This window comes from Legionella moravica DSM 19234 (assembly GCF_000423305.1).
Taxonomy (GTDB): Bacteria; Pseudomonadota; Gammaproteobacteria; order Legionellales; family Legionellaceae; genus Legionella; species Legionella moravica.
Window position 1 is genome coordinate 144,594 of sequence record NZ_AUHS01000011.1, and the last position, 17,822, is coordinate 162,415.

The following is a 17,822-nucleotide window of genomic DNA, read 5'->3' on the forward strand; positions in this document are numbered from 1 at the left end:
ACACTCAAGGGACATTTGAAGCGGAAAATTACTAAAATATTGCAATTCCAAATTAAATATGATTAAATATTGCACATTTCGTGGTTGCGAATTTAATATGGTTCCCCAAGGCAATAAAATATTACCAAAGAAATATCCTCTGGGCGCGGCTCTTTTATATCTTCGCGGCGCCAGAAAAAACCTTGATGAGTCCTTAAGTTCTAAGGATAGAGAACTAATTTGGATTAGGCGTAAAGAACTTTCAGTTATTCTAAATGGAATAGAAGAAAGCCATAAGGAAGAATCTGTTAAGCAATCGCTTGTTACATATTATTTAATCAATAATTTAGAAATTGAAATAAGTTTATCTATAGCTATGCTGGATGCCGCTTCTTCTTATCTATCTGCTGCACTTTCTCTGGCTTGAGTATTTTTGTTAATTTAGTAATTTCCTTTGCGTAATTCGATTTTGTGGCATGGAGTATCAAAGCCCAAAGATGATATTGATATGCATTGTTTTTTTTCTTCTCAATGAGCTCTAAATTATCAAGTCCAGCTTTAAATTCAGTTAATGCTGGTTTTTTCAGATTTGTGCGGTATTGCTTCTCAGCAAGGCGTAAGGAATAGGCGCTCTTATAATCATTAAAAATTTCAAAAAAAGATTTTCTTACAAATTCTGTGCTATCACTCGGTTTATGCATTTTTGTGTGGTAGTGATGTGCAGGGCTACCATGACCTACAATCTTATATTCTATTCGTATGTTAGCATCTGGTTTACCGCGATAAATAGTTTCAATTTCTTTAAAAAATCCTTTAATTGTATTTTCGGCTTCTTGAAAGAGTTGGTTTAAATTGTTTTTTGGTAATTTAGTATTTAGTGGAATAATTCGCACACTATAATTTTCATCAACTGCCATAAAGCTAATTGATTTTTCAGAGCTGTCCCAACGAAATGCTGCAATAATATCCATATTTATTGACTCCTTTGCCCCAAAGGGGGTGGCGAAAACGCCTTATGTAGACTTAACGCCTACTTGGTTGAGACCGCCAGTAAGCACGAACATGAACAGGGAAGCTTGATAGCTTTCTCCAATGTTGCCTTACATAAACGGTTTTTAGCTTGTTCAGCATAAAGCACCTTTATTATTTTCTTGGATTAGTCCAAGCCCTCTTAGAGCATTATTGCCCTTCATCACAGCAATTGCTCAGAGGAAAAATAATAATAAGGCAAGACGCCACTGTTTAATTATAGAGCATAAATGAGTCCTCATTTTCTAAACTAGACTAAAAATAGATAAAAATGGCAAATAATGAGAAAAAACAATGAACAGGACTTAATAGTTCCTATTAGGCCATTTTTAAAATGGGCTGGTGGTAAGTTTCATATAATAAATAAGATTCGAGCCAGCTTACCTCAGGGGTCTCGTTTGATTGAGCCGTTTGTAGGTTCTGGAGCAGTTTTTTTAAATACATGAATATGGGCTCAATAATGCCTTTTGCTTATTGCTAGTAGGGTAATTTTATAATTCTTTAAATTCGTGAATAGCAGAGCCCCAAATATTTTCCAATTTTATTAAAGCAAAAAGGCAAGATCTGCACCCTTTATGCAATCATATTTCTATTTTTTATGGGGCTTTATATGTGTATGTCCTTTATTTCCCTTAGGGATTATCGAGTGTTCTTTCATTTGAGACAAAACCTTCAAAAGGCTCTCTTTGCTAAATCTTGTTTTTGAATGATGCCAGTTACTATGGAACTCATTAATTATGAGATCATCTGTGATTTCTTTTTTATCAATCAATAAATCGTTCCAGCAAGCAAATAGAGTAGCTACAACCTCTGCTTGAGTAGAATTTAATTTTTTGAATTTATCTATTACACGCTCTAATTCATGTGTCTCTTCACCAAATATTAAGTGTTTATTTTCTTCAATTTCATCAATATTATTTCCAGGAATAAAATGGACTCGTTCACCCGTATGAACCATAGTAAAATATCCACGCTCTAAAGCTAGTTTTTCTATCTTATCTTGTTCATTATAAAAAAGACTATAATCCAATGGTCCAGCTTGTTCACGGTAATATTTGGTTTTCAAATTATGTTTTGAAAGCATATCTGTAATGTAGAATACTTTTGCGAACTTAGTTTTTCCAAAATTTCGGCTATTTGAAGCTAGTGATTTTACTATCATAGCTGCGAGTGTAAGTTTTGTTTCGCTAGCTGAATATTTTTTTTCTATTATCTTATTATTTGCTAGAGGTTGTGTTTTCGGAAAAGAATTAAAATAGTCAACAGACTCGCTTACTAATAATTCATAGAAAGCTTGTTTAGTTTCTTTTAATAGTTTTTGAATATTACTATACAAGTCTAACAACTTTAGATCATTTGTTTCTTTAGCATAATCTCTTATTTGGATAATACCAGCGGTTGGTTTAAGCATTCCTTCACCAATAAAATATGGGCGTTGATAAGATACCCTAATTTCAGGAGTGATTTTGAATTTTGTTTTCCATTCGTCATATAAATCATTTACAGATTTAACTAAACGAGCTGGTAATAAGTCTGTTTGTTTTAAAAATAATGGTGATAAAGTTTCTGACCAAAAGGAGTCTGGATCTACGGGATTCATTGGATTATAACAGTTAATTTCAATTGCACCGTTTATAGGGTTATTCGCAGGAAATAATGTTTCTACGCATTCATTTTCAGCGAATCCAATTGAAAAAGAATATTTTGCAACAATATCCTCTATATTTTTCTTTATATCAGGTACCCAGATTTCAAATGCATCAGCCCATAATGGATAACCCATCTCATAAAATACTCTTGACAATGAGAACCACAAAAATGCCTTTTTTGATGAATTGTAATCATGGGGACAATAGCCCCGATTATCTGGTGGGCCTGAAAAACATCTTGATCTTTTAGAATCCATAAATTGAGAGTTTAGACGAAACCATGGATAATTGTTTTTATACGATAAGTTAACACGACATGGTGTGAGCTCATCCATGAATCCTATAGATAAACCGGTGTTTTCTCCATATGTGCTCTTATTTTTTGTTATACGCTCATCACCTATAGGTAATCCGCCACAATAAATAATTTCACGTTCTGCCTTTCTTTTATTACGTATAAAGTCTTTCCGTTTTAATCCTATCCAATTTTTAATTAAAGATCTTTCAGCACCAAAATTGATTATTATGCTTTTTTTATCATTGACTAATTTTTCGCAATGTTCATTTAATAGGTTTTGTTCAGTCCAAGGCAATATGGTTAAATCGTGCTTCTTAATCCAAGTGAGATCCCTTATAAAAATCTCATAGTTTTCTCTTATGATATTGGTTTTTCTATAGCTCCAAATAGTAAATGCAATTGGAAACTTTCCTTTTAAATCAAAAAACTCCTTACCGTTTACAAGCATCCCATCGATAAAATCAAAAGATGAAAAAATTTCTCTACGTAATCGACTAAAGCTTTTCCTATTTATTAGCCATGTTGATTTTGTAAATAGGAGTAATATAGATCTATCTGGTAAACCGCTACTAGAGGCATGATCACATATTAGTTTCATTTGTGCTAAAAAATAACCATAGCTCTCTGTTACTTCTTCACCAATTATATCAATAATGGAGGAGTGGATTTCATAGTTAGGCTTATTTGCTGTTTGGTCATCATGACCACGGTAGGGTGGATTACATAAAAATGCAAGTGGCTTATTAAAGGTTAGGCCTTTATCTTTTAATGCATTATTTATAATATCAATATATTCTTGAGCACTGATATCAAGAAAGTTAAGTCCTTTTTGCTCTTCTACTTTAGGCACTACAGTAAATTTTCCATTGTGCCAAACATCACCCTTCATGCGTTTTTCAACGGCATATAATAATTCAGGTTCAATTTCGCTTACTATTTTATGCCTGAGCTGTAATGGAGAGCGCCAATTGGTTACTAAATTCCCACTACCACAGGCTGGATCAATAACAATGTAGTTTTTTCCAAGATCTGGAATATTTTTTTTAACTAGCCACATAGCGAATTTGGATAAATCTAAATTTGTAAAAAAAATTCCATTTTGAACTCTAAAATTTTCATCAACCACATTTATTGCTTTATCATATTGGGCGAAAAAATCATCCGTGTTTTCATTTTCAGATAAACATATGTAATAATTTTCAACAAATTCTTTAAATCTTATTCTTTTATCAGGCAATAGAAATTTTATTATTTCACCACTTAAAGTAGCTGCTGTTGAGTCTTTATTGCTTAATATTAAAATAGAGTTTTGATCCCAGCTATAAATCATGGCATAAAAAGCATTAACTGCTTTAATAGGGCGTGCTGGGTCGAAGTACTCAACCATTTGTTTTAATATTGAAGTAAAATTCTTTATTGTTATTTTTTGTCTTACTTTTCTACATGATTTAAGTGTATTTTCAAAAGACTTTATCTTTTCAAGGACTAGCTTTTTATCATTCAAAAAAAGTCCATACAATTGATCATCGTACCAAATTGCACTTTTTAATATTTCATGTTTTTGATGTTTAAATAATGATGCAAGCTCTTTTCCTATTTGATTGGGGGCACTTTTTTTGCTTAGCATAGCTTCATAAATCTCACTTGGGATATCTTCTATATGCCAAATTGCTAAAAATCCTTCGGCTGCTACTACAATAACTGTAAAATCCAGTGTTTTTTTATATGCTAAACCTTGAAAAAGACCACTGTACCAATCAGTAATTTTTCCTTTTAGTTCTAGTACGAAATGCCCAGGGACATATCCATCTGCTCTGTTTGCGTCTGATTGACGAGTAAAGTTGGGAAATAATTCTCTAAAGTATGAGAGCGCAAGATCCTCGTTTGCCTTTTCATGGGGCTTGCCAAGAAATTGAATTAACTTCTCAACATGCTGAGGAAAAGTTGATCTAGCCATTTCTGTCCTTGTATAAATTAGTCCCTGATTTTAAAAGTAATCTCCTTTATTATAGTTCCAATTTTATTTTTATGTTTTAGGGTGCTGTGTTGTTAATTAGCGAGTGCCCCGCAAATGAGAAAGTCCTCAAGAACCTGCAAATAGTTGTGGGTTGTTTTTATTTGTTATTTGATAGTGTCCCGTGAGTGCCCCACGGAGGGAGTTGCTTTTGGATTATTTACGTTAACTACTTGATTTTATTGGTGGGCCCACTAGGACTTGAACCTAGGACCAACGGATTATGAGTCATGCTTAACAATTTTAACCACTTGATTTTATTATAAATTTTGCCGCGGGTTTTTCCTACAAATGGCGTACTGTGTCGTACGATGTCGTACTCAAATACGACGATCTCCCGAAGGGGTATTTTTGTATTATTTATTAAAGTAAGAGATTATATTGTTTGTAAGTCATTATTCTTTACATAAAGATTTTAGATTAGTTAATATTTGATTTTGAACCAGTGCTTCGTCTTGCTTCCATATTATACTCAATTTCTTAATGGCGATACCTACATTCCAAGGCATGTTTGGTTCCCCTTTTTCCTGAGTAAATGGTCCATCTGTTTCAGTTAACAATTTATCTCGAGGAATGTTTTTGATTAATTCTATTCCTTTTTTAGTCTGTAACATATTTGGTCCTACACTGAACCAGCATCCAAGGCAAATAGCCCTTTCTAATTCTTTTAAAGTTCCTGAGAACCAATGAAGGATAGGTATTCCTGATTTTTTATGAGTTTCGAGTAAATCCAAAACTTCTCTAGTCGCACGTCGTGAATGCAAACTTATAATGCGGCCACCATTTTTTGCACATGAATGTAGTATTTTGTCTAAAATATTTTTTTGTAAGCCCATACTGTTAGAATATTGAGGAGAACCATCCAAGCCGACTTCTCCAATATACCGAGCTTCAGGTATTAAGTCACATAAGACATCAACTTCATGGCCGAGTTCGCCAATCAATTGAGGGTGTAGCCCAAGAGCTGCACGTACATATTTCGTTCGCTCGGCTAACATATTATTTCTTTGCCATGCTCTAGGAGTAGTTGTAACAGCAAGAGTATATATTCTCCTATGTTCACATTCAGTGACTAGCTCAGGAAAGTTTGGATAAAGATCCAAATGGCAATGAAAATCAACTAATTCTAATGACAAAACATACCTCATTTCTAATTTGGTGTAGTTACTACGCCTTGTAAGAAGTTTTCCACTTCCTTCATACCACGTTTATAGACGTCCTTTAGGTCATTAAGAATTGCTATATCTTCTAATAATGGTCCCGGTTTATGTATAAGCATAGGTAAATAAGAAGGTTTATTATTCAAATTTGCAAGAGCGTATTGGAATGCTCTAATTTGTATGCCCTCAGCTTTTCTTGAATCCAAGGGTTTTTCAAAAATATTAGGGGGGCTATATGGCGTTGTATCTTCACCCAATTGCCATGCATGATTTAATGCTGCCCGTCTTATAATACAGGGCACACAATGTCCACAATGATGGTACATCCCTCCACCGAGATATCGGCTAGCAGAGGGGTGTGCACAAGAAACTGATAAATGGACTATGGATTTCAGAAAATCCTGATTTGGGCATTCCTTAACCATTTCCCCCTTTGTTTTATTCCAGTAAGGATTGAAAATTGTACCTGGGATATTTAATGTTTGTAATAACTCATTCCATCGATGAATATAATACGGATGTGTTGTTCTTGTGCTTAAAGAACCTAGCCGTGTTGGGTCGAGTGGTACATTAAGTGCTATCAAACCATTTTCTGGGACACGTAAATCAAATGATTTTTTTAACCCGGAGCCCGAAAAAGCACCTAAAGCAAAAAAAAGAAATGATCTTCCTCGCGTAGAGTTTTCCGAATGTATTCCTGGAAATAAATTTTTTGGGAAACGAGCTGAAAGAAAGCGTAGTCTATTGACCCTATTGTCAGTATATTTATTGATCAATTTTTCAAAAATAGCTTTTTGCGGGCTACTTACAGCTCCTTCACCTGCATGGCTTATAAAAAGAGGAGTAATACCCGATTCAAGAGAATCTATCGCTCCAATAAGGCTATCAAGGCCGCCTGAAAAAAGTGATAATCCGTTATAATTGTAAGGTAAGTATGGCTTTTGGGGGATTAGATTCTCGAATCCATCAGGTCTAATCCTAAATTCAATTTCCCATAAATCGCCAGTCAAGAAACGTAATATCTTTTCTAGAACTGATTTGCTTTTTGACCAAAGCTCAGTATCTGACACAGGTACGACTAGACGAATTTCACGCGTCCATGCATCCTGTGAAGATTGAATACGATTTAATCGGGTATCGGCAGCTTGAACCATTACAGCAAATATCAGGAGATCAAGTCCCACTTCAGACGGATAAATATTAAATTTAGCTAATTGCCTTATCGCGCCTCCAATACCAAATCGGAGAGAGTTTTTTCCTGTCAGAAAATCTAAAAATTTTAGTTGTTCGCCTTTTTTCTCAGTATACTTATGTTCTGCTGCGTCAGCACTACCGAATCCTCCCACCAATATATATTTTGTCATTGTTCTGCCTCATGTTCCGCAAGTGCTTCAAGGATTGCAAACGAGCGCTCAAATATAGAATTTATAGTTCTACTTGTTTGGCCAGCAGAAAAAAAACTACTATTTGTCATCGCATCAGAGACAGCACCACGAATAAAATCCTTTAATTGATTTTCAATATCTTGCACAATCAAAATATTGTTAGGTAATATAATAATCTTTGTGGCAATTGCATTCATGATACGATCTTTAATGGTGTTTGAGATGAAACATTCCATGATGGTAGCAATTGTAGCTGTTGATGGTTGTTCCAGGTCTGCTAATCCCAATTCGGCTACTTCCCCAACTGCCTCTATATACGCATCTCGAACAATAGAATCATCCAGATCACCACCCATTGGGCAAATTACATCTATTAGCGCTGCATAAATTTCAGCGATAGGCCGATTAGCAAGATTTTCTAAATTGAGGTTTTTAATAACGGATTGAATACCGTTGACACTTGCCATTGAAAGAATGTTGCCAAGTCGTACACTGGCTTGACGCTCTGATTTCATTCTTTTAGCAGCTTGTTTTGCACCACCTGTTGTTTTATGTATATAGGAGACAATAGCTCGTCCAAGCGCAGCGCGATCAGATCCCCCTGAATTTATAAATGCAGTAAAGTTACGACGCGCAGTGCTATAACGATTATCGACTGGCAACACACTTGGTTGGGGATTACTAACTATTGTCTCTGAAGCAACCTGAGATAAATCAGATTGGTCAGTCGAAGTATCATCATTTTTGGGGGTCGTAGTCTCATCTATTAACTCTGGCTCCAGCCAGCTTGGAATGAGAGGATTAGAGTTTTTGCCACCCCCAAAGGCTGTAGAAGTTCCCATTATTGACCTCTATTGTTTTGAGGTTGTGCTGACAAAGCGGCTTTTAATGGAGTCGAACCATTAGTTCTCCAGTTCTGAATGAGTCGTTCTAATTGTGCTTTATATATTTGGTCGGTTATTATTTTTTCATGGCCAGCAGCTGCCCATGGCCCAAGCTGTTTGACGGGTAGTTCTTCAAGTATCTCTACGTATCGCATTTGAAGTGCTTTCGGATGGGCTTGCACCAGCTCAGCAATACCAAAAATTGTAGGTGGCTTAGTAGAAAACGCATTACTTCCTAGTAGTTTTGAACGAAGGGCTTGTAATAAAGATTCAATTTCGTTCGATGTTAAACTCGTTAAATCTTGTCTACATCCCATAGCATTTGCCTCTCCTCCAGATAATTTCTCAAGCAAGGCCATTAGTTTTGGAGATAATGGGGCTGTAGATCCAAGATAATTTTTACGATCTTTAATAACGAATAAATATGGTTTCAGCGAAGTTGTGCCAATTTTAGGTTCTATCGACGCCCATTTAACTACCTCTGAGCGCATCTTCCAATCAGCAAGTGTAGAGCTTTCCTCAGATGAGGTTTCTTCTTTATTACTAGATTTTTTTGTTTGTCCTTTGCTGGTTTCTTTTAGCCGTTCCCCTTGTTCTAAGATATTAAGTTCCTTGCATATTCCATCATCTGCATTTGCTGCTGAAGTGGCAATATGTTCAAATACTGAAACGGGTAAAAACAATTCAGCAAGCATAAGTTTTGCCAGGATCTCAGCTCTGATGTTGTCACCAAAGCCGCGAGCATTAGAAACTTGAAGTCTTAAACTGAGTGCGTTTAGAAATCGTTTAATCTGTCTGGGGTTTCCTTTTGTGCCAGCTGATAAAATTGGGCTAATTTGCTCTGTGATTAAAAGTAAATCTGATACATCATCATACTTATCACCCAGTATAGTTTTAATTTCGGAAGTATTTATCCCTTTACCTTCCCATGGGTTACACAAAGCATTTCTTCCTAATTGAAGAAGCTTTTTAAATTCATCTGAATCCTCTCCTAAACGGCTTCCTACCGCAAGCAATGTTACATATATGTGTGTTTCTGTTTCACCTAACGCAGGAATTCGCATAGGTACTTGTATAAGCTTCTCAAGATAACTACGTGCATACCCCTGGGAGCTACTTGATTCTGGAAGATCTGGGAAATGATTGCGCACCGCATATTCAATCATTGCCTCATCAGCTCCTACAATAAATGCCGTTTTTGGCAAAAAAACAAACAAACGAATAGCTTCTAATGTTTCGATTGCTGTCTCAGGTAAGCAGCGATCAAGGTCATCAATCAAAACAATAAGCCTATCAATCTTTGCTTTTTTTAATAAATCACTAAATGCTTTACGAAATTCATGTATCTCTTTAGGAACACTGCGACTCTCGCCATCTTTCAGCAAATCAGAAAACAATTCGGATGCCGCTTCTGCATTCTCTTTTGTTGCCAGTGTCGCAGGATCAGATAGTTTGTCTTTAACAGTATCGAGGACACTTTTTAGTTGCTCTAAAGTTGGGAGTCCAGTAAAAGCAGTAAAAGCTAACCCACCTATTTTTTTTGCCGCTTTCAACCAATCAATACGCCGTAATATGTTTTTTACTTCTTCATTTGCGTTTGTCAGTGATGATCGATTAGCAATTAGCTCTGTTACTATTCCTTCAAGAACGGCGATCTTAGCATCTTCAAATCCCTGAAATTGCCAGCCATTGAATTTTATACAAAGCATTTTTTCGTTTTCAGTGAAGGCCTCCTCAATCATTTCAAGTACGCTAGATTTTCCTGCTCCCCAGTCACCATGAACACCGATAGTCATCGGACGCTCTGGAATTTCTTTAATCAATTGCACAATTGTACGAGCAATCGCCTCATTATTTAAAAGGTCAACCTTAGTTTCATGATCAGATAAAAAAAGTACAGATGGGGACACAGTCATGTTTTCTCCATAAACACAATATTCACAGCTACGTCAAACAGTATATAAGTGTAATTTATTTCCATATAACTGGTTCTCATCATTAAAAAATCGGTACGAATAGATGAGTGGCCTTGCTTATCTATTTGTGATTGCACATCTCACCTCCTTGATGAGAAAGATTGTTAATCTGCTATGGTCTTTACAATATATAGTCAAAATTTGTTTTTTCAACGCTGATGGGTGCAATTATTTAACTGAAAATCCATTTTTATTTTAGTGGTCTTAGATAGGTGCCCCATATTATGGGGCTAAAAGGTTGAAAAAATATGCATTGAATTTTCAGATTCAACCGAACAGTAATCATTGATAAAAAGATCCCGAGCAAAAGCCTCAAAATCAAAATAGCAGATCAAACTATCCGGCATTTGATGGGCATAACAGTCATCAAATAACTGCCTGGCAAAATCAGCCTCCGAATCATAACAACCTTGGTAATGATCCTCCAACATGGTTTGTGCATCATCTACCGAGTAATCACAGAGTAGGGCTAATCCTAACTCTCCGTGTTCTTGAATAAATGAAGCGTATTCCACAATGTTACTTATTGACTCATATTCATGAATTTTGATGCTGCCGAATCCTTCATAATCGTGTATGGCGTATTCCTCAGCATTGGGTTCTGGGCTGTTATCCAACATTTCCCAGATTTCTTTCATGATGTCGTCTTCGCTTTGAGTAGCATCTATCCAAACACCATGCAGGATGGCGTTATTGTACGATGCTAAACAGGCGACGTAGATTGAAGGGGTGTCCATGGGATTATCTCCTTATGTGAATGGAGCAATCCCACACGGGAGCTTGCTCCCGTGCTAGGGTATGATTAAAACGGAATTTCTTCCGAATCCGGTTGCAACATTTCACGCATCTGAGCCATGTGCTCTTCTGCGGTTTTGTTACTGGATTCGTCAGCTGATTTTGGTGAGTTGAGAAGCTGAATGTGGCTAACAACAATACTTAATGCTTGACGCGCTTTGCCTTCATTGTCAGTCCATTGATTGGAACGCAATTTACCTTCGATGTAAACTTGCGAACCTTTCTTTAAATATTCAGCGACTTTAGTCAGTTTGCCAAAAAGCACCAGCTGATGCCATTCCACTCTGGTTTGCCATTCATCATTCTGCTTGAATGATTCATTAGTTGCCAAAGTGGCGGTGACAAAAGATTGTCCTTCTTTTCCGGCGATGCTTTTAGGATCAGCACCGAGATTACCGATTAATTGAATGCGATTTAAAGATGCAGTCATTGTATTCTCCTGTTATTTTTTAATGTGAGCCGCATAACAGAAAAACATCCGCATAGGCAGGTGGTTTTCTGTTATGCGGATAAGACTTTTATTACCTCAATTAACAAGCGATTCGTTGAGTATCGAACTGTTTAACAAAGGAAATTAGGGATTCCAATTTGTGTAAACTTAACTCAGCTTGCTGTATGTCATGGGTATTGATTTGAAGTCGATGACGGCCTAAATCATTCACACAACAATTTAGCTCAAAGAGCAAATGTTCAATTTCAAGTTGTACTGGTTTCTGTTGTTGCATGGTAGCTCCTTAGGGTAGGGAGGATTAGCCCCAAAAAGGACTGTTCATCCCAATTGGGTTATGCAAAAAAGATCACCGAAACATCGGTTGATTTACCTGGTTATTAATGATGATGTGCTTAAAGCACTCCTCGGGCGTAAAGCCGTAAAACATCTCTTGGTGGGGTTTCCCTGCTAAACGCTTTGCCATGGAATTAGGGGAACAAGATGGCATATCACAAGACCTGGTGGTTTCGTCAGAATTGCACTGACTCATCAGTTGTGTTGCTTTCAGAATATCAAGCCAGTATTGGAAATCAAGATTTTTTTCTTGGTGATATTAAATGAACCCAAATGAACTAATTGTGCTCTTTTAGTGATAGAGAATGTGTTTCGATAGTTGGTGATTCATCAAGCAGGATGTTGTCTTCATTAACTCCTACAACGATTACCAAACCGTTGCGTTAAATATGCCTGATGCTCAACATCAGTTTCGTATGTTAATGCCATGCGTAAATACTCTAATCGCCCAACGCAAAACTGAACACGATTTAAACTTAAGACACCATCGGGGTATTGCTCGATTGCAGGAATTAATTCTTCTATATAAAAAACATTATGAGGTTTGGCACTTTTAAACACGGCTTCCCCGCTAAAAACCACGATATTATGGATACACTGTGGCTCTATGAAATCAAGGGTCTTTTGTATGGCTTTAACGTGTCTATAATTCTGATGGATGGGATTTTGAAATCTGAATTTATCGTAATAGAGCGATTGAGACCAGCTTCTTGCGTTTGCTTTAGCGAATATCCATCCCTTGTAATGCTTTGTTTCTATAACGAATATGCCTTTTGTTGTAATTAGAATATGATCGATTTGAGTTGTGGAACCATCCTCTAAACGTAAAGTAATATTACTTAGAATATGAGCATCTTTGTTTTGGCAATACTTTGCTAAAGTGTGCCTGACTCGGGCTTCACCGCAATTTTCAGCTGCCCGTTTACGATATCGTCCGGCAATATAACCAAATACTATACCTAGAGAAATTAATGATAATAAACTAACGATTTCAAGATCAACCATACATCTTACCCCCAACAAGCACATTATTTTAACAGTGCTAGTCGGTATTTTCCAATTTGGTGAAACCCAAGAGCTTGGTATGCGCATATAGCGGAATTATCATTGGTGAACAAAATTGCTCTTTTGACCTGCCGGTCGGCAGCTTGTTTTAGACAAAGATATACAGCAATTCTGGCAAAACCTTTATTTCTTAATGAAGGCGGGGTATAAACAGGGCCGATCTGTACAATATCAGGTAGATTGGCATTAAATCCACATAGAGAAACAGGCGTGTTGTTTACAAATAAAATCCATCGATTTTGGCTAAGTTGTGTATCTTGAATTTCATCAATAATGGATTGTTCAAGTGTGGGATTGTTAACATCGTCCCCAAGTGCTTCTATATGATAAGCGATAAGCGATAAGCCATTAAGCTGTTTGTTCTCAAAAGAGCCATAATATTCTCCGTGAAATGGTGCATCTTGGTAGGTAATTCCCGAGTGGTATAAATTATTCCTAATGAACATGGTCGTTTCTTGATAATGATTGAGATAGGATGACAATTCATCTACATGCAATTCGTCTAGTTTTTTTATCGCAATCATTTTTTCCTCGGTATGATGAATATTTTTAATACACTTTTAAGACCTATGTTAAGATAGCCCACTATTGATTATTATTAAATACAAAATCTTAGAATATGATTACCTTAGAGCCTCATAATCCTGCATGGAAAGCTGCATTTGAAGTTGAAAAAGAACAGCTATTACAATTGAGTATCAGGAATATAACCCAAATTGAGCATATCGGCAGTACAGCTATACCTGGAATTTGTGCAAAACCAGTAATTGATATTTTAATTGGTGTTAAGTGTTTGAGTGAATTTACTTCCGAATATATCCAAAAAATTGAATCATTGGGTTATCGTTATAACCCGGTTTTCGAAACAGTTTTTCCACATCGGCGTTATTTCCAAAAAGACAATGAACAGGGTGAGCGAACGCATCAGATTCATTTGGTTACTTATCCCTCTTCTTGGTATGCGAAGCATCTGTTGTTTCGCGATTATTTGCGTCTTTACCCCAAAATTGCCAACGAATATGAAGCACTTAAGCTCAACTTGAGCAAAATCCATGACAATACGATTGATTATGCCAATGCTAAGAATGAGTTTTGTCAGCTTATAGATAAGAAAGCTTTTTTACATTTTGGCGTTAATAAACCATTCATTGAAACAGCTCGTCTTATTGCATTTATTCCCCAAGTAGCTTGTCACAAAGACTATGCAATAATGCTTTCAAATCCTGAGTTTATTCAATGTTATGGTGTTTCATACAATGAGGACCAGGCTTTAAATCGTTTGGAATCGGATATGACGCATTACAACCAATATGGTTTTGCTCCCTGGATGTGGTATGACAAAGAAACCCACAACTACGTTGGGAGAGGGGGATTAAAGACTTTTATATTTGAGGGAAAAGAAGAAGTTGAGTTAACTTATCAAATAGCTCAAAGCTATTGGGGAAAAGGTTTAGCATTTGAAATAGGGCAAGCATCCTTGGAGTATGCCGAAGAGCATTTGGATTTGGCTAGCACTATTTGTTTTACTGCATACAATAATTATCCATCTTTGCGCGTTATGGAAAAATTAGGTTTTAAATTTGAGTTTGATTTTGAACATGCAGGGATTACGCACAAGTTTCATAGAAAACCTACAATAAAGAAACTATAGAGGTTGTAATGGATAAAGTAAAAATTGACACAAACTTAGTCCAAAAGCTGATTGCTGAGCAATTTCCGCAATGGCAATTACTACCGATACATTCAGTTGCTCAAAGTGGTTGGGATAATCGAACGTTTCATTTAGGTGAGGAAATGGTAGTTCGTTTGCCTAGTGATAAGGAATATGAGCCACAAATAAATAAAGAATATCAATGGCTTCCATGGCTTTCCAAACAGCTTTCATTTCAGATTACGCATCCTATTGCACTAGGAAAACCATCACCAGCTTATCCATTGCATTGGAGTATCAATCGTTGGATTGAAGGGGAGTCTGCTTCAAGACAGAATATTCATGATATGAAATGTTTTGCGGAAGCATTAGGGAAGTGTTTAAGAGAATTTCAATCTTTAGATGCCACGGGTGGGCCTGTGGCAGGCGCACATAATTTTCATCGAGGTGGTTCGTTAAAGGCTTATGATCATGAAGTGCAACTTGCAATTCCTAAAATTAAAGATGCTCATGAGCAAAGCTTTGCTTCATCATTGTGGCAACAGGCACTCTCTTCTGAATGGCACTTAAAACCTGTTTGGGTTCACGGAGATATGGCTATTGGCAATATTTTAGTTCGTGATGGAAGGTTGTGTGCACTAATCGATTTCGGCCAACTTGCTGTAGGTGATCCTGCGTGTGATTTGGTAATAGCATGGAATTTCTTTTCTGGCGAAGAAAGGACAGCATTTAAGAACGCAATTCAATTGGATAATGATACTTGGATACGAGCTTTGGGGTGGGCATTTTGGAAAACCTTATGCTGGCCAATTAAAGGTACTGATGTAAAAGGAGTTTTGCATGAAATTTATTCCGATTATGAGATGGTTAAGTAACCATATCGAATGAAATTATGTGTTGAAAACTGTCAGCCCAAATAAATTTTTGTAATACTCAATCTCGAATGCCCAAGCAACTGGCTAATAATTTCTCTTGCGGTTCTGTCCCAATATTTTTCAAGAGGGTTAAGTTCTCTATATGTTCTACCACCTTGTATTGGGCATATAAGGCCATTACCAGTTTTGTCATAGGATTTTGTAATTTCATGATATCTTCGCTGAGCATAGGCATGGCGAAGGCCATGGCATTTGCTTAAGCCCATTTTTTCTATCACTTCATGATACTGAGCTAGATGATTTTTATAAGTCTTTTCTTTAGGAATGAGCGATTGTCCAGCAGGAACTTGCTTTGTAGCATTGAGTAGCCATAGTCGTTGTTGCTCATTCGTTAGTTTAATATCACGTCCTATTCCACCTTTTGTCCAACTGGGCTTTATAACCAATTTATTTCCTTGCCAGGCATCGCTTAGTACAATCTTCATCGATTCTTCACGGCGGAGACCAAATAGGGATTGGGCTTCCAGCGATAAACGGATCATTGGGTCTGAGCATTTGGAAAAATCGACATTATTTATTGCTTTATTATATTGGGGAGCATAATTTCGTTTGTTGATTTGGTAGCAGTCGTTTCCTTGTTTAACCAGCTCCGGTTTGTTTAGCACTGAGGCCACTTTGCGCAGTTTAGCCATGTAATTTTTTATTGTTGCAGGATTTTTATTCTGGGCTTTCCAGTGATCAACCAGGATGTGTATGTGTTTTGGTTTTAATCCTTTTACGTGTGTGATCATGTAGCCTAATTCGTGCAGATCTTTAACGCAGCGATTCAACATGTGTTTCATATCTGCTCGGCTGGCGTGGGAGTAGTTTTGGATTTTCTTAATACATTCATTGATTGAGTACTTGGCATTTTTAAGTTTGGACTTACTCATTGAGATACCTCCATAAAGAATCACGAGATTTGATGCCCATTTCGCTGCGAATAACCCAATAGGTTTCATATTTCCCCAATATGGGTAAAAGATATTGAGCCATCTGTTTTGCATAGAGGTAGCGGTAGGCTTTGTTAATTGGTAGGGCATTTTTTTTTAAAGCCTTTCGCCAGGCAACTTTGGTATCTTCGTAATCGTTAAATTCAGCAATGGATTTACCGTCAGTCAGCTTTTTGATTTTATCCAGGATGGCTTTTTGCATTTCAAATCTGATAGGGATTGTTCTGTCTAAGGAATTAAATGCGATGTTTCTGGTTAACCAAATGCTGTCTGCCTGGATGTTAATTTCAGGTTTTATATAAATGGCCTCTTGAAAGGTCAGGCCAAATTCTGTTTGTAATGCCATGATGAGGCGTGGTATTGGATTGTCCCATGAGTGCCAGTGGTCGTGCTGGATTTTGAGTTTTCTTTTACGCTTTCGGGTGGTTTTACTAAGTTGTAGGGATTGATTGTCTATATTGGGAATGGGGCAATCTATGCTGGTTAGATAATGCCTGACGATAGTCATATGATTCATAATCGTGCTGGTACGTATTTTACTCTTTTTCCAATGGGCTACCAGTTGGTGAATATGGTGCGATTGGATATTTTTCCAGGAAAAAGGTACATCACCAATAGTATAGAGATCATCGATCATTTTTCGAATGACGTATGCCCTTTGTTTTTTGATTTTGTAGCTGCCTTGATTGCCGAGCTTTAAATATTGATTGGCAGTTTGTCTTAAGTTGTATTTTCTCATCATCCCATCCGATAAAAATTTATTTGCCCTGTCTTTGGTTTAGTGTTGAACGAGCGGCTCACTCAAAGATGAAACCTGGCCAAAGCCATTAAGCTCGAAGTGGGGGGCAAATCAATCGTTATAAGGCAAACGATCTCGCCGATTTACAACAGTCTTTGGGTGCTTATTTTCTCCTTGTTTTGATGGTTAATAAAAACGACAAGACAATGGCTCTTGTCATACAAGTCCATGGTCAAATTGAAATAAATTGACTTAAACTCCCGAGGGAGTTGCCCTGCCGGATGACAGAGATTCCTAGATGGTTTTCCCTACTGAACGTCCAGCCACGGGGTTTGGGAATGAAGTGGCTTAGCATAAGACGTCGGTTGACGTTTCGCCGGACTTTCACCAGCTCATCAGTCATGTTTAATTCCAAATTAGCAAAGCGGTGCTTGCTTCGCAAGGGATTTTGGAAAGAATTTTGTCCAATCCCGATTGGCGGGATCGGACAAAATGCTGAAATGTGTTGATTTTACGCGGTAAAATCAAGGTGATTTTTCTGCGTCAC

The 17,822-nt window shown here is 36.9% G+C and carries 17 protein-coding genes and 1 pseudogene; 4 read left to right on the plus strand and 14 right to left on the minus strand.

Translation table 11 applies throughout. The features are described from left to right. Positions 1–97 precede the first annotated feature (97 nt). Complete coding sequence (locus tag G543_RS0103150) at positions 98–406, plus strand: hypothetical protein (RefSeq protein ID WP_133141393.1); 309 nt, start codon at positions 98–100, stop codon at positions 404–406. Here G543_RS0103150 and G543_RS0103155 read toward each other — a convergent pair. Continuing rightward, entirely contained in the window at positions 354–950 is a 597-nt protein-coding gene (locus G543_RS0103155; protein WP_028383238.1) for a hypothetical protein, read from the minus strand. The two genes, G543_RS0103150 and G543_RS0103155, sit on opposite strands and share 53 nt — an antisense overlap. Positions 951–1,289: 339 nt before the next feature. Here G543_RS0103155 and G543_RS18585 point away from each other — a divergent pair. Then, positions 1,290–1,451: pseudogene (locus tag G543_RS18585) on the plus strand (DNA adenine methylase); the annotation flags it as partial. 146 nt (positions 1,452–1,597) lie between these two features. Here G543_RS18585 and G543_RS0103165 read toward each other — a convergent pair. The 11 genes from G543_RS0103165 to G543_RS0103220 all read right to left on the minus strand — a co-directional run bounded on the left by G543_RS0103165 (position 1,598) and on the right by G543_RS0103220 (position 13,542). Next, positions 1,598–4,912, minus strand: coding sequence for a hypothetical protein (locus G543_RS0103165; protein ID WP_028383239.1), 3,315 nt, complete (start codon positions 4,910–4,912; stop codon positions 1,598–1,600). A 452-nt stretch (positions 4,913–5,364) separates the two neighbouring features. Further along, complete coding sequence (qatD, locus tag G543_RS0103170; RefSeq protein WP_202972360.1) at positions 5,365–6,105, minus strand: Qat anti-phage system TatD family nuclease QatD; 741 nt, start codon at positions 6,103–6,105, stop codon at positions 5,365–5,367. Positions 6,106–6,119: 14 nt separating this feature from the next. After that, positions 6,120–7,493 (minus strand): Qat anti-phage system QueC-like protein QatC, encoded by a 1,374-nt coding sequence (gene qatC, locus G543_RS0103175; protein ID WP_028383241.1) that lies wholly within the window; start codon positions 7,491–7,493, stop codon positions 6,120–6,122. Continuing rightward, positions 7,490–8,356, minus strand: coding sequence for a Qat anti-phage system associated protein QatB (gene qatB / locus G543_RS0103180; protein WP_028383242.1), 867 nt, complete (start codon positions 8,354–8,356; stop codon positions 7,490–7,492). Before qatB ends, qatC begins: the two co-directional genes overlap by 4 nt. Next, complete coding sequence (gene qatA, locus G543_RS0103185; RefSeq protein ID WP_028383243.1) at positions 8,356–10,314, minus strand: Qat anti-phage system ATPase QatA; 1,959 nt, start codon at positions 10,312–10,314, stop codon at positions 8,356–8,358. The genes qatB and qatA overlap by 1 nt, the downstream gene beginning before the upstream one ends. Further along, complete coding sequence (locus G543_RS18900) at positions 10,311–10,451, minus strand: hypothetical protein (protein WP_155824904.1); 141 nt, start codon at positions 10,449–10,451, stop codon at positions 10,311–10,313. Before G543_RS18900 ends, qatA begins: the two co-directional genes overlap by 4 nt. Positions 10,452–10,604: 153 nt before the next feature. Next, positions 10,605–11,111 carry an antirestriction protein ArdA gene (locus tag G543_RS0103195; protein ID WP_028383244.1) on the minus strand — a complete coding sequence of 169 codons (507 nt, stop codon included), beginning with the start codon at positions 11,109–11,111 and terminating at the stop codon, positions 10,605–10,607. Between the two features lie 65 nt (positions 11,112–11,176). Then, a complete protein-coding gene (locus G543_RS0103200; protein WP_028383245.1) occupies positions 11,177–11,599 on the minus strand; it encodes a single-stranded DNA-binding protein in 423 nt (140 codons plus the stop codon). Positions 11,600–11,699: 100 nt separating this feature from the next. Beyond that, positions 11,700–11,894: a hypothetical protein gene (locus G543_RS0103205; protein WP_028383246.1), complete on the minus strand. Its 195-nt coding sequence runs from the start codon at positions 11,892–11,894 to the stop codon at positions 11,700–11,702. A gap of 410 nt (positions 11,895–12,304) precedes the next feature. Then, positions 12,305–12,958, minus strand: a complete 654-nt coding sequence (locus G543_RS0103215; RefSeq protein WP_028383247.1) for a nuclease-related domain-containing protein — start codon at positions 12,956–12,958, stop codon at positions 12,305–12,307. 23 nt (positions 12,959–12,981) lie between these two features. Next, a complete protein-coding gene (locus G543_RS0103220; RefSeq protein ID WP_028383248.1) occupies positions 12,982–13,542 on the minus strand; it encodes a GNAT family N-acetyltransferase in 561 nt (186 codons plus the stop codon). 95 nt (positions 13,543–13,637) lie between these two features. On the opposite strand from G543_RS0103220, the gene G543_RS18290 reads away from it, so the two are divergent. Both G543_RS18290 and G543_RS0103230 read left to right on the plus strand, forming a co-directional pair. After that, a complete protein-coding gene (locus G543_RS18290; protein ID WP_028383249.1) occupies positions 13,638–14,669 on the plus strand; it encodes a bifunctional GrpB family protein/GNAT family N-acetyltransferase in 1,032 nt (343 codons plus the stop codon). Positions 14,670–14,677: 8 nt separating this feature from the next. Beyond that, positions 14,678–15,544 (plus strand): aminoglycoside phosphotransferase family protein, encoded by an 867-nt coding sequence (locus tag G543_RS0103230; RefSeq protein ID WP_028383250.1) that lies wholly within the window; start codon positions 14,678–14,680, stop codon positions 15,542–15,544. Positions 15,545–15,576: 32 nt separating this feature from the next. Here G543_RS0103230 and G543_RS0103235 read toward each other — a convergent pair whose 3' ends face one another. Further along, entirely contained in the window at positions 15,577–16,476 is a 900-nt protein-coding gene (locus G543_RS0103235) for a phage integrase N-terminal domain-containing protein (protein WP_028383251.1), read from the minus strand. Continuing rightward, on the minus strand, positions 16,469–17,275 hold the full coding sequence (locus tag G543_RS0103240) for a phage integrase N-terminal domain-containing protein (protein WP_028383252.1): 807 nt from the start codon (positions 17,273–17,275) through the stop codon (positions 16,469–16,471). The genes G543_RS0103235 and G543_RS0103240 overlap by 8 nt, the downstream gene beginning before the upstream one ends. Positions 17,276–17,822 lie beyond the last annotated feature (547 nt).

What these genes read in the sequence shown, in the direction of transcription:
- G543_RS0103150 (WP_133141393.1), top strand. Translation starts at nt 98, where the DNA reads ATGGTTCCCCAAGGCAATAAAATATTACCAAAGAAATATCCTCTGGGC.
- G543_RS0103155 (WP_028383238.1), bottom strand. Translation starts at nt 950, where the DNA reads ATGGATATTATTGCAGCATTTCGTTGGGACAGCTCTGAAAAATCAATT.
- G543_RS0103165 (WP_028383239.1), bottom strand. Translation starts at nt 4,912, where the DNA reads ATGGCTAGATCAACTTTTCCTCAGCATGTTGAGAAGTTAATTCAATTT.
- qatC (WP_028383241.1), bottom strand. Translation starts at nt 7,493, where the DNA reads ATGACAAAATATATATTGGTGGGAGGATTCGGTAGTGCTGACGCAGCA.
- qatB (WP_028383242.1), bottom strand. Translation starts at nt 8,356, where the DNA reads ATGGGAACTTCTACAGCCTTTGGGGGTGGCAAAAACTCTAATCCTCTC.
- qatA (WP_028383243.1), bottom strand. Translation starts at nt 10,314, where the DNA reads ATGACTGTGTCCCCATCTGTACTTTTTTTATCTGATCATGAAACTAAG.
- G543_RS0103195 (WP_028383244.1), bottom strand. Translation starts at nt 11,111, where the DNA reads ATGGACACCCCTTCAATCTACGTCGCCTGTTTAGCATCGTACAATAAC.
- G543_RS0103200 (WP_028383245.1), bottom strand. Translation starts at nt 11,599, where the DNA reads ATGACTGCATCTTTAAATCGCATTCAATTAATCGGTAATCTCGGTGCT.
- G543_RS0103205 (WP_028383246.1), bottom strand. Translation starts at nt 11,894, where the DNA reads ATGCAACAACAGAAACCAGTACAACTTGAAATTGAACATTTGCTCTTT.
- G543_RS0103215 (WP_028383247.1), bottom strand. Translation starts at nt 12,958, where the DNA reads ATGGTTGATCTTGAAATCGTTAGTTTATTATCATTAATTTCTCTAGGT.
- G543_RS0103220 (WP_028383248.1), bottom strand. Translation starts at nt 13,542, where the DNA reads ATGATTGCGATAAAAAAACTAGACGAATTGCATGTAGATGAATTGTCA.
- G543_RS18290 (WP_028383249.1), top strand. Translation starts at nt 13,638, where the DNA reads ATGATTACCTTAGAGCCTCATAATCCTGCATGGAAAGCTGCATTTGAA.
- G543_RS0103230 (WP_028383250.1), top strand. Translation starts at nt 14,678, where the DNA reads ATGGATAAAGTAAAAATTGACACAAACTTAGTCCAAAAGCTGATTGCT.
- G543_RS0103235 (WP_028383251.1), bottom strand. Translation starts at nt 16,476, where the DNA reads ATGAGTAAGTCCAAACTTAAAAATGCCAAGTACTCAATCAATGAATGT.
- G543_RS0103240 (WP_028383252.1), bottom strand. Translation starts at nt 17,275, where the DNA reads ATGAGAAAATACAACTTAAGACAAACTGCCAATCAATATTTAAAGCTC.